Genomic DNA, 14983 nt, shown 5'->3' on the forward strand with positions numbered 1-14983 from the left:
TGAGCTGCTTCGCCGGGCGCATGGTTGCGGGCTAGCGTGGTCGTAACAGGGCAGGTGATCGTGTGCAGGGTGTACGTGGCCTCACTCCGGGCGGGCCGCTGCGGTTCGTCGGCCGACAGCGCGAGCTCGATCTGCTGCTCAGCGCGGTGCGACATCCGCCGGCGGTGGTGCTGGTGGAGGGCGAGGCCGGGATCGGCAAGTCCCGGCTGATCGCCGAGGCCACCACCGCGCTGACCCGGGAGCACCGGCCGGTGCTGGTTGGCTTCTGCCACCCGTTGCGAGAGCCGTTCCCGTACGGCCCGGTGGTGGACGCACTGGGCAAGGCCGGACCGTGCCTGCCCACCGGTTTGTTGCCGCCCGCCACCGGAGCGCTGGCCCCGCTGCTGCCGGACCTCGCCGACCGGTTCCCACCGCCACCGCCACCGACCGACGATCCCCGGGCGGAGCGGTTGCGGGTGATCCAGGGCGTGCGCTCGCTGCTTGCCGCGATGGGCGAGGCCGTGCTGGTCGTCGAGGACCTGCACTGGGTCGACGCGGCCACCCGCGAACTGCTCCTGCTCCTGGCCCGCGACCTGCCACCACAACTGAGCGTCGTGCTGTCGTACCGGACCGACGCCGCCGGGCCGCGCACCCCGGTGCTGGGCTCCGCGTTCCGGCGCCCGCCCGGCATCGGCGGCGCGGTGATCCCCCTGTCGCGTCTCGGCGAGAGCGATCTGCACGACCTGGCCACCGACTCCCTGGGCTTCCACGCCACCCCGGCACTCGCCGCCGCGCTCTTCGCCCGCAGCGAAGGGCTCCCGCTGGTCGCCGAGGAGGATCTGCTCACCCTGGCCGAGCACTCCCGCACGCACGGCTTCGAGGGCATCGCCGGCCGACTGCGGGACGCGGACGTGCCCCGGGGGCTGCGCGAGGCGTTGACCGAGCGGCTCGCCGCGCTCTCCCCCGAAGGCGTCGCGGTCACCTCGGCAGTGGCCGTCCTCGCCGTCCCGGCCAGCCAGGAACTCCTCACCGGGGTCGCGGGATTGACTGAGGATCAGGCGGAGCGCGGGCTCGTCGAGGCGCTGGACGCCTCGGTGCTGCGGGAGGACGGCGGCGGCCGGTACGCCTTCCGCCACGTCCTCGCGCAGCAGGTCGCGTACGGGTACGTGCGCGGGCCCCGGCGGATCCACCTGCACGAGCGGGCCCTGGAGGAACTGCGGCAGCAGCCGGCGCCGCCGCTGGTGCAGATCGCCCACCACACCCGGGCCCTCGGCGATCGCGCGGCCTGGCTGAAGGCAGCCGAGGAGGCCGTCGACCACGCGACCGCGGTGGGCGACACCGGCACTGCCGAGACCCTCATCGGCCAGATCCTCGACGAGCCCGACCTGGACCCGGCGGTCCGTTCACGTGCGGCCCTGGCCCTGGCCGGCCTCGCGGCCCGCGGCGTGGACCCGGCCGCCCACGCCAGACGGCTGCGCCGCATCCTGGCCGACCCCCAGCTGTCGAAGGCCGCCCGCGGTGAGATCAGGTTCGGACTCGGTCTCGTCATCTTCAACGAGCTCGCCGACACCGCGGGGGCCGAGGAGTTGGAGAAGGCGGTCGAGGAGCTCGGCGAGAACCCGTCCCGTGCCGCACGCGCGATGAGCACTCTCACGCTCAACGAGGGGCAGGGACAGGAGATGGCCCGGGCGTGGCAGGAGCGGGCCGAACGCGCGGTCGAGGACGGCCGGGACGAGGCGGTGCGGGCGCTGGTCCACGGCAACCGGCTGGCGCTGCTGATGCGGTCGGGCGATCCGTTCGACTGGTCGCTGCTGGATCCGCTGCCCCGCCGGGCGGACGATCCCGACATCGTGCGCCAGAGCGCCCGGACACTGCACAACGTCGCCGATGTCGCCTTCGAGCTCGGACACGACCGGCGGGCCGCCCGCCTCATGGCCGAGGCCCGCGAGCTGGCCCGCCAGGTCGGATATCCCCTGGCCGAGTGCTACATCGCCGTCGCGCTCCTGCGCATGGAACTGCTGGCGGGCCGCTGGGACACCCTGGAGGGGCGCTTCGCCGACATCGTGGCCGCCTACCCCGCGATGACGCTTCCCCGGATCGAGCAGGCCCTGTGCCTGGGGCGGCTCACGGCAGCCGATGGCCGACGTGCCCAGGCCCTGGAGCACTTCACCACGGCGGCCGAGGAAGTCCAGCAGCGCGCGGTCAGCGCAGCGCTGCGCGCGGCCGCCGGACTGACCGCCATCCACCTGGCCCAGGGCAACCCGGGCCTGGCCCAGGCGGTGGCGAGGAAGGCCTTGGACCTGCTCCGTCAGGCAGGAGCCTGGCCGAAGGCGACCGGCCTGGTGCCGGTCGCGGTCGAGGCGGAGCTGGCCTGCGAGGCCCGGGAGGCCGCCGAGCAGCTCGTCGAGGACGCCGCAGGTGCCCTGGCCGGCCGAGACACCCCCGCCGCCACCGCCGAACTCCACCTCGCCCGCGGCCTGCTGGCCATGGCAGCCCAACCCCCGCGCGCCGCCGACCACTTCGCCACCGCCCAGCAGCTGTGGCAGGACATCGGCCGCCCCTACGAGACCGCCCTCGCCGCCGAACACCGCGCCCGCGCCCTCGCGGAGACCGAGACCGACCCCGCCGAAGCCGCCGAGCCGGTCGCCCAGGCCACGGCCGCCTTCACCTCGCTCGGCGCCACCGCCGACCTCGCGCGCGCCGACCACCTCTCCCGCAGCCTCGGACTCACCAAGCCCGGGAGCGGCGGGCAGCGCGGCTACGGGGACCGGCTCTCCCCCCGCGAGCGGCAGGTCGCCGAACTGCTCGCCAGGAACGCCACCAACCAGGAGATCGCCGACGCCCTCTTCCTGTCCCCGAGGACGGTGGAGCAGCACGTCGCCAACGCCCTGCGCAAGCTCGACACCACCCGCAAGAACGTCGCAGCCAAGCTCACCGAGGACGAGGCAGCAGCCGGACGGTGAGGATCTGGAAGGGACGCAGCGTCAGGCGCACAACATCGCCGTCCAGCTCGGCACCCGCGCCCGCTCCTTCGCCGAGCGGGCGTTCCAGCAGGTCGGTGACGGCCACCGAGGCGAGTGGGAAGCCGGCGGTCAGCACCGCCGTGGTGCGGGCGCCCCGGGCCTCGTAGAGGCGGACCACCACGTCGCCCGACTCGTCGTCGGCGAGCTTCACCGCCTCGACCACGACGAGGTCCTCGACGGCGTCCTCGACGACGGCGACCAGTGGTTCGACCGGTGCGGCGCCGGGGACGGCGCGCTCGGGCAGGTTGACGGCGTAGCCCTCGCGGACGGCGTCGGTGAGCTCGGCGCCGATCACGAAGCCGTAGCGCAGCCGGTGGTGGCCCCGGTCGGCGTCCGGGTCGGGGTAGCTCGCGGCCCGGAGCAGGGTGAGGCGCACCGTGGTGGTGCTGCCGCCGTCGGGGCGGACGTCGCGGGTGACCTCGTGGCCGTAGGTGGAGTCGTTGACCAGGGCCGCGCCCCAGCCGGGCTCGCCGACGTGCAGGAAGCGGTGTGCGCAGATCTCGAACTTGGCGGCCTCCCAGCTGGTGTTGGTGTGGGTGGGCCGCTGGACGTGGCCGAACGGGATCTCGGCGCTGGAGTGGTCGGCCCGCAGGTCGAGCGGGAAGGCCGCCTTGAGCAGCGTCTCCCGCTCCTGCCAGTCGATCTGGGTGTCGACGTCCAACCGGCGGGAGCCCTCGCCCAGCGAGAGCAGTTGCACGATCCGTGAGTCGCCGAAGCGGCGCACCACCCGGATGCCCTCGGCGGTCGCGGTCACCGACTCGGCGTCGACCAGGTCGCGCACGGTGTTGCGGTAGAACGCGTCGATGTCCCAGGCGTCCCACTCGTTGGGGAAGTCCTGGTGCAGTTGCAGCAGGTTGGCCACGGCGCCCGGGGGCAGGGCCTCGCGGCCGGCGGTGCGGTCGTAGGCGGAGGTGACCAGCCCTCGGCCGTCGACGACGACCCGGACCAGGCCGTTGTCCAGGACGAGGCGGTCCCCCACCGCCTCCGGCACCACGCCGGCGTCCGCCGCCGGCCGGGGCAGCGCGCCGAAGGCGGGGATGCCGTCGCGGGCGAACGGCGAGGCGTTGAAGACCACTTCCTGCTCGCCGGGGCCGGCCAGGGCGCGCTGGGCCGCGCCGACGATCCCCGCGAGTTCGGCGGTCACCTCGGCGTAGGCCTCCTCCGCCTCGCGGTGCACCCAGGCGATCGAGGAGCCGGGCAGGATGTCGTGGAACTGGTGCAGCAGCACCGTCTTCCACAGTCGGTCCAACTCCTGGTACGGGTAGGCGAATCCGGTCCGAATGGCCGCCGTGGCCGCCCACAGTTCGGCCTCGCGCAGCAGGTGCTCGCTGCGGCGGTTGCCCTGCTTGGTGCGCAACTGGCTGGTCAGCGTGCCCCGGTGGAGTTCCAGGTAGAGCTCGCCGACCCAGACCGGCGCGTCGGGGTACTCGGCGTGCGCGCGCTCGAAGAACTGCGCGGGGCTCTCCAACACGACCCGGGCCGAGCCGTCCAGGTCGGCCACCCGCTCGGCCCGGGCCAGCATCTCGCGGGTCGGGCCGCCTCCGCCGTCGCCGTAGCCGAACGGCAGCAGCGAGCTGTTCGCCGGTCCCTTGTCCTGGAAGTTCCGTACGGCGTGCGCCAGTTCGGTGCCGGTCAGTTCGGCGTTGTAGGCGTCGACGGGCGGGAAGTGGGTGAACATCCGGGTGCCGTCGATGCCCTCCCACCAGAAGGTGTGGTGCGGGAACTTGTTGGTGGTGTTCCAGGAGATCTTCTGGGTGAGGAACCAGCGCACCCCGGCGAGCTTCATCAGCTGCGGCATCGCCGCGTTGTAGCCGAAGGTGTCCGGCAGCCACATCTCCTCGGTATCCACCCCGAACTCCGCCAGGTAGAACCGCTTGCCGTGGACCAGCTGCCGCACCAGCGCCTCACCGCCCGTCAGGTTGGTGTCCGGCTCCACCCAGAGGCTGCCCACCAGCAGGAACTGACCTTCCGTCACCTTCTCTCGCACCCGGGCGTACACCTCGGGCCGCTGCTCCTTCAGCCAGGCCAGGTGCTGGGCCTGGGACATCACGAAGCGGAAGTCGGGGTGATCGTCCATCAGTTGCGTCACGTTGGCGACGGTCCGGGTGACCTTGCGCACCGATTCGCGCAGCGGCCAGAGCCAGGCGGTGTCGATGTGCGCGTGGCCGACGGCCGAGATCCGGTGGCTGCTGGGCGCCGCGCGGGCGTCCAGCGCCGGGCGCAGCACCGCGCGCGCGGCGGGCGCGCTGCCCGCGACGTCCCGCAGGTCCACGGCGTCGAGCGCCCGCTCGATCGCGGTGAGGAGCTGCCGGCGCCGGGGGGAGTCCTCGGGCAGCGCGTGCATCAACTCGCCGAGCACGTCGAGGTCCTGGACCAGTTCCCAGACCTCCCGGTCGAAGACCGCGAGGTCCGCCCGGAGCACCTGGTAGAGCGGGTCGGCGCCGGTGCCGGCCGGCCAGTCGGGGCGGCCGCCGAGGTGCGTCGGATCGAAGCTTTCGAGCAGCGCCGGGTTGGCGGCGGCCTCGATGTAGAACGTGAACTCCTCGCCGCCCACGGCTGCTTCGGCGACGGGCAGCCAGGCGTTGCGCGGGTTGAGCGCCTTCACCAGCGTCCCGTCGGCGCGGTGCACCAGACCCTCGGCGGACATGCCCGGGTCGGCCTTGGCGAAGCCGAGGTCGAGCACGGCCTCGACCCGCCGCCCGGCCCACTCCTCGGGCACCCGGCCGGTGATCCGGAACCAGCTGGTGGACCACGGCGGCCCCCAGCGGTGACCGACGCCGACCGGCCGGTAGGGCGCGGCCAGCGCCTCGCCCACCGGCACCGGCTCGCCGGGCGCATCCCAGACCGCCACCTCCAGCGGTACGCACTCGGCATGGACGGCGGGCCGGATCCGCCGACTGAGCACCCGGTCGAGGCGCTGCTCGGTGAGGCGTCGGTTGTCGTGCATGAGGTCTCCGTGAAGGTTGGTGCACTCGCGGGCGGCGGCCGCCGTGATCGGCCTGGTCGCATCGCGCCCCCGGATGTTTCAGACTCTACGGAGCGCGGCCTCCCGAGGACAAGCCCGTCTCACGATGTTTCCGATATATCTAGCGCCCGAGCCACTCCTTCGCCTCCTGGGCGTACTCGGGCGCCCACTGCGGCGACCAGCGCAGGAAGTAGACGTGCATGCTCAGCGCGTGCAGCACCTGCCCGAGCTCGACCCGCCGCTCCCAGTCGTCCGGCAGCGGACACGCGGCGGCGTAGGACCTGAGGAAGACGTCGCGGCCGGCGAGCGGGCCGAAGACGTGCTCGTCGAGCTTGCCGAAGTCGCGGAACCTGTCGGCGTACCCCGCGTGTTCGAAGTCGAGGACGCAGCTGATCCGCCCGTCGCGCACCAGCACGTTCGGCAGCCACAGGTCGCCGTGGGTGAGGGCCGGGACGTTCGGCCCGTCCTCCAGTCGCGCCACCGCGGCGGCGATCGCGGACCGGAAGCGGCCGGGGTCGCCGATCAGCTCGGGGTCAGCCCGGGAGAGCAGCGCCGCCGCCTCGGCCTCGACCGACTCCCGCAGCGACGACGCCCGGCCGCCGCCCAGCACGTCCCCGAACCACGGCCCCTCGATGGCGTGCAGCCGCCCGACGACGTCACCGAGATCCTGGAGCAGCACCAGCCGCCGGCCCTCGTCGAGGGACTCCCACACCTCGTCGGCCGCGTCGCCCTCCTGGTACTCCTGGATGACCACCGGGCCGTCCAGGGCCGCCTCGTACGGCACCAGCCGGCGGTACCGCACCACCGGGATGCCGTGCTCGCCCGCCACCCGCGTGCTGGCGACGAGCCGCTTCAGGTGCTCGGGATCCCGGTTGCGCCGCGGCACCTTGACCAGCAACCGGCCCTCGTCGGTGGCGGCCACCCACTGCTCGCTGGTGTGGCCCCGGTCGAGCGGGCGGACCGACTCGACGCGGGCCTGCGGGCACTCCCGGTTCAGGATGTGCCGGATGGTGGCCGTGAGGTTCGTTGGCATGGGGATCACCTGGGGGTCGACGTGCCGGGCGCACCGGCCGCTGGCGTGCGGGAGATCTGCGGTCGCTGGTTGTTTCGGAGACATTGTTCCGCAGAGCGAGGGCCGACACACCACGCAGGCGGGCCCGCCTCCCTCAGGAGACGAGCCCGCTCGGTCATGCGGTGCGGTGGGACGTCAGTGCAGGATCGCGTGGGTGATCGCGCAGGAGTTGGTGTCGTTCGACCAGCTGGCCTGCTCGGCGAACTTGCCGGTGCCCATGCTCACCATGGCCGCGCCGCCGGCCTTGCCCGGGGCGATCCAGGCGCACTCGTCGGAGTTCTCGTCGCCGCTGGCAGCGGTCCAGCCGCCGGCCGGGAACTGGTCGGACATCATCTCGTGCCACTCGTGGCCGAGGGTCATCGTGTAACCGTCCAGCTTGCCGGACTTGTTGACGAAGTTGACGCCGCAGTTCTCGCCGGCGTCGATGTTGTACGGCTGGTTGCTGAAGGCCAGCTGGCCGTACGGGGAGTTGACCGCGCCGCCGTCGAGCTGGGCGTCACCGGTGTAGTCGTGCCAGGCGCAGTAGCCGGTGAGCGGGTCCGCGTAGCCGTCGGGGTCGGTGCCGTGGGGCGAGAGGACGATGTAGTAGGTGTGCCGGTTGGAGGCGGCGGTGGTGTTGCCGAAGTGCTTGGCGGCCTTGACGGCCTCCTGGCCGAGCTGGTGGCCGGTGGCGTCCGTGGGCTCGGCGCCGGAGTTGTCGTACCAGATGCCGGACAGCACGCCGCCCTTCTGGTACGGCACGAACGCGGCGTTGGCCGGGCAGCTGGTGGCGCCCTTCTTCACGTTCGGGCCGTCGCACCACTGGGTGAGGTCGGCGGACCACTTCTCGCCGCCGGTGCCGATGCCCTTGAACATCTGCTGGGTGACCGGCGCGGCGCCCGCGGGGTCGCCGGAGAAGGTGGCGTTCCCGTTCTTGTCGGTGCCCTGCTTGCCCCACTGGTTGCCGTAGAAGACCAGGTAGACCTTGGACTTGCCGTCGTTCACGCCGACGCCGTCGACGCCGCCGCCGTAGGACAGGGTGTTCGGGCCGGTGGCGACCTTCGCGGCGGTGTGGGCCCGGGCCCCGTCGACCTGCGAGACGAACGGAATGGCGCCGTGGTGGGTGTGCGCACTGGCCGCGACGGCGTTCGGGGCGGCGGCCAGGAATGCTCCGGCGGCGAGGGACAGGGCGGCGACGCCGGTGAAGGCGGCGCGGGCCGAGCCGCGGAGCGTGGGGGTACCCATGATCGGGAGTTCCTCTCGTCGATCGGCCGTACCGGTTGGGGACGGTGGCACGGCCGGGAAGTGACACGGGGTCAGTGGGCGCTTCCGGAAGCGGTGGTGCGGGAGTCACCGGGCGCACGGGGGCCCCGTCGGGCCTGGTGCGCGGTTCTCCGGGCAAGCCGTTGCTGCCGCAGACGGCGGGCGGCTGGATCCACCAAGTTCTCTGCACTGAGCGGCCGTTGAGCCTCTGTCAGCGGATCCCTCGGCTTGCTTGCGGTAAAGCAAAGCAGCCCTGTCGTGACACTGTCAACATTAATCCCCCAGGTTTCTTAATTACTCGAACCGCCGTCCCCGCCGGGCGGCCGCGCAGTGACGGTGGATCAGCGGTGGGCCCGGTGACGCAGATCAGCGACCTGCCAGCCGGTAGCCGCACGACAGCGGCCGACTCCTCCCCCGGGCTGATCCCCTGACCGGGCTCCCAGCTTCGGCGGCGAATCTGAGTACTTCCCCCGTGGGCGACCCCGGGGGTGATCACCGAACGTATGGGTGTCCGCCTCGTGCCCCGACCGCTTCCAGGAGTCCCCCATGGACGCCGCCGCACCGGCCATCCGGCCGACCACCGGCCCCGTCGACCCGGCCCTGCCGCCCGCCGCGTACCTGCGCTGCCCGATCGGCGCCACGCGCGCCCGGCGCGACCAACGCGAAGCACTGGAGCACTTCGCCGCACGCCTCGGCCTGCCCGCGCCGGACTTCTACGAGGACCTCACCGCGTCCGGCGCCGAGCCGCCGCACGACCGGCCCCGGTTCCAGGCCCTCACCCGTGCCGTGCAGGACGGCAGCCACCGCCTGCTGCTGGTACCCGGCCCCTCGGTGCTCGGCGACTGCGAGGACCGGGTCCGCGACGCGCTGCGCCGGCTCACCTCGGCCGGCTGCGGCCGGATCCTGGCGCTCCCCGCCCCCGGACAACTGGTCCGGGTCGGCCGGGGACGCCGCAACGCGGGCCCGGCCTACTCCCCGGCCCGGGCCCGCCGACTGGGCTGACGGCGCATCAGGGGAACAGCGCCTGGATCCCGATCACGGCGCCGCCGCGCGCCCACTCCTCCGGCGGGAGCGGGCGCAGGCTCAGCGGGCAGCGGGCGGCCGCCTTGAAGCAGAGCTCCGCGTAGGCCTCCCGGATCGGGCCGTCGAGCAGGTCGAGGGTGTCGGACGACTCCGCCGCGATGACCACGCGCTCGGGGCCGAACAGGGTCACCAGGGTGGCGATGCCCGTCCCGACGGCCCGGCCGGCCCGGACGAAGGCCTCCCGCGCGCCCGGGTCGCCGTCGCGGGCGAGCCGGACGGCGCCTTCGAGGTCCAGCTCGGGGTCGCCCGCGGCCTCGCGGACGGCAGCGAGGATCGCGTCGGTGGAGGCGATCGCCTCGACGCAGCCGTTCGAGCCGCAGCGGCACGCCGGGCCGTCCGGGTCGACCCGGACGTGGCCCAGCTCGCCGGCCGCCCCGTACGCGCCCGTCACCAGCTCGCCGTTGACGACGAGTCCGGAGGCGACCCGGGCTCCGAGGGTGACCAGCGCGAAGTACTCGGTGCCGATGCCCTCGCCGAACCAGTGCTCGGCGACGGTCAGCGCCTTGACGTCGTTCTCGACAGTGACGGTCAGGCCGGTCGCCGCCGCCACCGGCTCGGCCAGCGCGACGTCCTCCCAGCCGGGCAGCAGTTGGTGACTGACCTGCCCCGTGTCGCGGTTCGCCCAGCCGGCGACGACGATCCCCAGCTGCCGGGTCCGCTCCCTGAACTCCCCGGCACTGTCCAGCAGTTCGTCGACCAGCTCGGCCAGCTGCGCGACCACCGGGGCGGGATCGAGCCGGTCCAGCGGGCGCTCGGCGGTGGCCCTGACCCGGGCCCGCAGGTCGCAGACCGCGCCGTGCAGCGAGTCGGCGCCGATCCACACGCCGACGAAGAACTCCCGGTCCGGGGTCACCGCCAGCGGGTTCACCGGTCGGCCCGCGCCCGGGGCGGTGCGCTCCGGCGGCAGCTCGTGCAGGTAGCCGCCGTCGATCAGCGGCCGGGCCGCCTTGGTCACCGCCGTCGACGACAGACCCGTGCGCCGGGCCAGCTCCACCCTGCTGAGCGGGCTCTCGGCCAGCAGGATGGCGAGGATGGTGGTTTCCGCGGGCGCCGTGACCAGCGGGTTCGCGTGGTTCGGGAACACCTCGGCAAGGTACTTGCCGCCTGTGGCTTTGTCCACCACGGGTGCCGCCGGCCGGGGCCGGCCCTGCCGACTCCGGCTTCTCGGAGTCGTAGGTCGGGGTCCACCCGGGCGGACTCGATCGGATGACAATGCCTCACTGCGTCCGCCATGATCATCCGGCGCACTGCCGAGCTCGCGGGGGGAAGTCCTGTGGTCGCCGATACCGTACCGATGTCCGTCCGCCATGACGCCGCGTCAGGACTGTGGACCCTGACGGCGCCTCGCAGGACGCTGGGTGCGCCGGTCGTCTTCGCCGACCGGGTCTACCTCCCGGTCGACGGCCGGGTCACCGCGCTCGACCGCGCCACGGGCCGGGTGCTCTGGCAGACCCCGCACCGGGTCGAGTTCCAGAGCGACCACGAGAGCGCCGTCTTCGCGGCCGGTGAGCACCTCGTGGTGCCCAACTCCCATGCCTACGGGACCGATGACGACATGATCTCGTTCGCCGTGCTGAGCACCGCGACCGGTGACCTGAGCTGGTCCCGGGAGCCCGAGCGGATCTCGGGCTTCTCGGCGCACGGCCGCACCCTGGTGTTCTGGCGCCTCGACCGGGAGGAGCGGGGGGCGATCACCGCGGTGGACCTCGCCACCGGCAGCCTGCGGTGGCGGCACGATCTCGACGCGCTCCGCGCGGTGCTGCCCACCGACGACCGGGTCATCGCCAGCACGGCCGGCGAGGGGAAGCGGGAGGTGCGGGCCTTCGGCCTGCCCGGCGGCGAGCAGCTGTGGCGGACCGAGGAGCACGGCTGGCCGGCATCGCTGCGGCTCTCGAGCCAGGACCCCTCGGCCGAGCCGGTGGTCGTGGCCTGGACCTGGCTCGGCAAGCAACTGCGGTGGTTCTCCCCCGTCACCGGCAGGAAGCTCGGCTCACTCGTGGTGCGCCCCAGGACCAGCTTCTACGGCAGCGACGACCCGCTGATGCGCGCCGACGGCAAGAGCCTGTGGCTCACGACCAACGACAAGCGCCGGATCGACCGCCTGCGCCCGTTCGCCGCCTGGCGGCGCACCCGAACCTTCACCCCACTGTCTCGCCGGCTGGCTTACAGCACTCCCGACCTCGCCGAGGCGGCCGGCTGGCTCTACGCGCTGGCCCGCCCGGACGACGAGCCCGAGGACACTCCCTGGGAGGAGCGGAACGGCACCCTGGTGGTGGCGGCCAGGGTGAACCGCCCGGGCCGTAACCGCCGGCTCACCCCCGTGCACTGGCCCGCGGCGATCCCGGACGGCGAACGGCACGTCATGTGGAAGGACCTGATAGCGGGGCGCAACCACCTCTACGTCCACGGGTGGCACCGCGACGGGACGCGCCGAACCATCGCGGTCCGCGGCGACCAGGTGCTCTGGCAGCGCGAGGGCAGATCGTCCTTGGCGGTACCGGTCGACGACCAGGTCCTGCTCGTCGAACGAGGCACCGAGCACGACCACCTGTACGTGATCGACGGCGAGACGGGCGGACTCGCTGCCGGCTCGTGCGGACGTCAGTGACCGATCATCGGGCCGAGCGCCAGGCAGGCCACCACCCGGGTCCCGGCGGCCGAGGCGAACACCCGTAGCCAGCTGGAGCAGCACCGGACGATGCCCAGCCCCCGCCCACCGGTCACGTCGTCCTCGGCGATCTGCCGGGCCGACCACCGGCCGCACCAGCTCCCGGAGTCCAGGACCTCGACGGTCAGGGCCTCGCCGTCGGACTCGATGACCAGCGCGACGTCGGAGCTGCGGCTGTGCAGCACCACGTTGGTGACCAGCTCCGTGACGACCAGCGCCAAACGGTCGGCGGCCTCGGCGGGAACGTTCCAGCGGCGGGCCGTGTCGACGGCGAAGTGCCGCAGTCCCGGCACCGCGGCCTCGGTCGCGGGGGCGTCGAGGCGGGCGGCCGCCTTCGGGCGGAGCGGCAGCACCGGGTCGGCGGTCTCGGGGCGGACGGAGGCGAGGGCCATGGCTGACTCCTGGTGCATCCCGTAGGTGGTGCAAGCGCACGGGGCTGATGACGACGATCGTCCTGCCCGGCCCTGCGGACAATCAGGGGTCGCCGAAGTAGGTATACGCATGCTCACGGTCCTCGCCCGGAGGGGACCGGGGCGGCCATAATGATCTAGGGACCACGAGCGACAGGAAGCGATCCGGCATGGGCGAGCCGTCGACCTCCAGCCACGCGTCCGGCACCGGCCGCCTGCCCGCCGAGGTGGCGGGCTTCGTCGGCCGGCGGGGCGCGCTGGGCGAGATCGGGCGGCTGCTCGGCACCGCCCGGCTGGTGACGCTGACCGGGCCGGGCGGGGTCGGCAAGACCAGGCTCGCACTGCGGGCGGCCGCGGCGGCGCAGCAGTCCTTCCTGGACGGCGCGCGGCTGGTCGAACTGGCCCAGCTGCGCGACCCGCTGCTGCTGGCGCAGGGCGTGGTGGACGCGCTGGACGTGCAGGACCGCTCCGAGCGCTCGCCCACCGCGGTGCTGGCCGGCTACCTGGCGGACCGTCAACTCCTGTTGGTGCTGGACAACTGCGAGCACCTGGCCGAGCCCAGTGCCCGGCTGGTGGAGGAGCTGCTGCGGGCGGCGCCCGGGCTCAAGGTGCTGGCCACCAGCCGGCAGGCGCTGGGCCTGCTCGGCGAGCACGTCTACGCCGTCCCGCCGATGCGGGTGCCGAGCTCCGAGCGGATCACCGGCGCGAAGGCGCTGGCCCGGTTCGAGGCGGTGAAGCTGTTCGAGCAGCGGGCGGCCGCCGTGCTGCCGGGCTTCGCCGTCGACGACGAGAACGCCACCGCCGTGGCCCACCTGGTGACGGCGCTGGACGGGCTGCCGCTGGCGATCGAGCTGGCCGCCTCCTGGCTGCGGGTGCTCGGCGTGCAGGAGGTGCTGGACCGCCTCACCGACCGGTTCGCCCTGCTGGACGGGCGGCCGCAGCAGGCCCGACGGACCCTGCGCGACCTGATGGACTGGAGCTACGGGCTCTGCTCCCCGGCGGAGCGGCTGCTCTGGGCCCGGGTGTCGGTCTTCTCCGGCGGCTTCGACCTGGCGGCGGCCGAGGCGGTCTGCTCCGGCGACGGGATCGAGCGCTCGGAGCTGCTGGTGCTGGTGGCGGGCCTGGTGGACAAGTCGGTGCTGATCCGGCAGCAGGCCCCGGGCGGCGCCCGCTACCGGCTGCTGGAGACGGTCCGCGAGTACGGCGCCCGGCAGTTGGGCGACGGCAGGCCCGCCGAGCAGCGCCGGCACCGCAACCACTTCCGGCGGTTGGCCGAGCAGGCCGAGGCGCAGTGGTTCGGCCCGCGGCAGCCGCACTGGTTCGCCGTGCTGCGCGCCGACCACGCGAACCTGCGCGCGGCGCTGGAGTTCTGCGTGACCGAGCCGGGCGAGGCGGAGGCGGGCCTGGCGATGGTGGTGCTGCCGCGCGAGTACTGGATCGCCTCGGGCGCGCTCGGCGAGGGGCGGCAGTGGCTGGCCCGGCTGCTGGCGGTCGCCGGGGACGGCGGTGCGGCGCGCACCCGGGCGATGGGCCTGGACGCCTGGTTCGCGGTGCTCCAGGGGAACCTCACCGAGGCGGAGCCGCTGCTCGTCGCGCACGCCGAACGGGCCGGCCGGCTCGGGGACGAGGCCGAGGCGGCCTGGGCGCTGCAGTACCGGGGCGCGGCGATGGGCTTCGCCGACGAGGGCTTCGAGTCGATCGCGGTGTTCGCGGAGGCGGCCGCCCGGCACCGGGCGGCCGGCGACCTCTCGGGCCTGACCAGCGCGCTGTTCAAGCAGTCCTTCGGCGAGTCGATGGTCGGGGAAGCGGGCCGGGCGCTGGCGCTGAGCCGGGAGGCGGTGGCGGTCGCCGCGGCGGCGGGCGAGTCGCTGCTGCACTCCTACGCGGTCTTCGCCGAGGGGCTGGCCACCTGGATGACCGGCGACCAGCCGGCCGCCGGCGAGCTGCTGCGCAAGGCGATCCGGCTCAAGGAGCCGTTCCACGACCGGTGGGGCCTGGCCCTGTGCGTCGAGCTGACCTTCTGGAGTGCGGCCGAGGCGAAGGACTGGGACCGGGCGGCGTACCTGCTGGGCTGCCTGCACGCGCTCTGGCAGGCGCAGGGGGCCTCGCTGGAGGAGTCCGTGCCGTTCATGGTCCAGGTGCACGAGCACTACGCGGAGCAGGTGCGCGGCGCGCTGGCACCCCGCGCTTTCCGGACGGCGGCGGACCGCGGCAGTCGGCTCAGCACGGAGCAGATCGTCGAGGACATCCTGCGGGAGCGGGACCGGGACCGGGAGCAGCCGGCCGCCGACGACCGGGGCGTGCGGCTGACCAAGCGGGAGATGCAGGTCGCGGAGCTGGTGGCGCAGGGCATGAGCAACAAGGAGATCTCGGCGGCGCTGGTGATCTCGCTGCGCACGGCCGAGAACCACATCGAGCACGTGCTCGCCAAGCTCGGCTTCTCCTCGCGGACGCAGATCGCCGTCTGGGTCGCCCGCCACGCACCCGCCGGGCCCACCCGAAGTGCCCGATCTGAGTAGTTCTCCCCTGTTCCTCACCTTT

General features: G+C 73.5%; 9 protein-coding genes. 4 read left to right on the forward strand and 5 right to left on the reverse strand.

The annotated features are described in order from the left end of the window. Window positions 1-62 precede the first annotated feature (62 nt). Window positions 63-2942 carry an ATP-binding protein gene (locus tag FHX73_RS47365; RefSeq protein ID WP_281292749.1) on the forward strand — a complete coding sequence of 960 codons (2880 nt, stop codon included), beginning with the start codon at window positions 63-65 and terminating at the stop codon, window positions 2940-2942. Here FHX73_RS47365 and FHX73_RS31325 read toward each other — a convergent pair. The 3 genes from FHX73_RS31325 to FHX73_RS31335 form a co-directional block, all read right to left on the reverse strand. Beyond that, on the reverse strand, window positions 2911-5949 hold the full coding sequence (locus FHX73_RS31325; protein WP_145909320.1) for an alpha-mannosidase: 3039 nt from the start codon (window positions 5947-5949) through the stop codon (window positions 2911-2913). The genes FHX73_RS47365 and FHX73_RS31325 overlap by 32 nt on opposite strands. Window positions 5950-6088: 139 nt before the next feature. Continuing rightward, the gene (locus tag FHX73_RS31330) at window positions 6089-7000 is read right to left on the reverse strand and encodes a phosphotransferase family protein (RefSeq protein ID WP_170305160.1); all 912 of its coding nucleotides are present in this window, start codon (window positions 6998-7000) and stop codon (window positions 6089-6091) included. 174 nt (window positions 7001-7174) lie between these two features. Beyond that, entirely contained in the window at window positions 7175-8263 is a 1089-nt protein-coding gene (locus tag FHX73_RS31335; RefSeq protein WP_211786393.1) for a hypothetical protein, read from the reverse strand. A 564-nt stretch (window positions 8264-8827) separates the two neighbouring features. On the opposite strand from FHX73_RS31335, the gene FHX73_RS31340 reads away from it, so the two are divergent. Continuing rightward, window positions 8828-9283, forward strand: a complete 456-nt coding sequence (locus FHX73_RS31340) for a recombinase family protein (RefSeq protein ID WP_145909322.1) — start codon at window positions 8828-8830, stop codon at window positions 9281-9283. Between the two features lie 7 nt (window positions 9284-9290). On the opposite strand, the gene FHX73_RS31345 is transcribed toward FHX73_RS31340, so the two are convergent. After that, window positions 9291-10448, reverse strand: coding sequence for an ROK family transcriptional regulator (locus tag FHX73_RS31345; protein ID WP_211786394.1), 1158 nt, complete (start codon window positions 10446-10448; stop codon window positions 9291-9293). Between the two features lie 210 nt (window positions 10449-10658). Between FHX73_RS31345 and FHX73_RS31350 the strand changes: the two genes are divergently transcribed. After that, window positions 10659-11972 carry an outer membrane protein assembly factor BamB family protein gene (locus FHX73_RS31350; protein ID WP_170305161.1) on the forward strand — a complete coding sequence of 438 codons (1314 nt, stop codon included), beginning with the start codon at window positions 10659-10661 and terminating at the stop codon, window positions 11970-11972. On the opposite strand, the gene FHX73_RS31355 is transcribed toward FHX73_RS31350, so the two are convergent. Next, entirely contained in the window at window positions 11966-12424 is a 459-nt protein-coding gene (locus tag FHX73_RS31355) for an ATP-binding protein (RefSeq protein WP_170305162.1), read from the reverse strand. The two genes, FHX73_RS31350 and FHX73_RS31355, sit on opposite strands and share 7 nt — an antisense overlap. Window positions 12425-12612: 188 nt before the next feature. Between FHX73_RS31355 and FHX73_RS31360 the strand changes: the two genes are divergently transcribed. Continuing rightward, a complete protein-coding gene (locus FHX73_RS31360) occupies window positions 12613-14961 on the forward strand; it encodes an ATP-binding protein (protein ID WP_145909325.1) in 2349 nt (782 codons plus the stop codon). Window positions 14962-14983 lie beyond the last annotated feature (22 nt).

It is taken from the genome of Kitasatospora viridis (assembly GCF_007829815.1).
Taxonomy (GTDB): domain Bacteria; phylum Actinomycetota; class Actinomycetes; order Streptomycetales; family Streptomycetaceae; genus Kitasatospora; species Kitasatospora viridis.

Bases quoted from the DNA above. Each gene is read 5' to 3' on its own strand.
- FHX73_RS31330 (WP_170305160.1), bottom strand. From the start codon at position 7,000: ATGCCAACGAACCTCACGGCCACCATCCGGCACATCCTGAACCGGGAG.
- FHX73_RS31325 (WP_145909320.1), bottom strand. From the start codon at position 5,949: ATGCACGACAACCGACGCCTCACCGAGCAGCGCCTCGACCGGGTGCTC.
- FHX73_RS31355 (WP_170305162.1), bottom strand. From the start codon at position 12,424: ATGGCCCTCGCCTCCGTCCGCCCCGAGACCGCCGACCCGGTGCTGCCG.
- FHX73_RS31335 (WP_211786393.1), bottom strand. From the start codon at position 8,263: ATGGGTACCCCCACGCTCCGCGGCTCGGCCCGCGCCGCCTTCACCGGC.
- FHX73_RS31360 (WP_145909325.1), top strand. From the start codon at position 12,613: ATGGGCGAGCCGTCGACCTCCAGCCACGCGTCCGGCACCGGCCGCCTG.
- FHX73_RS31350 (WP_170305161.1), top strand. From the start codon at position 10,659: ATGTCCGTCCGCCATGACGCCGCGTCAGGACTGTGGACCCTGACGGCG.
- FHX73_RS31340 (WP_145909322.1), top strand. From the start codon at position 8,828: ATGGACGCCGCCGCACCGGCCATCCGGCCGACCACCGGCCCCGTCGAC.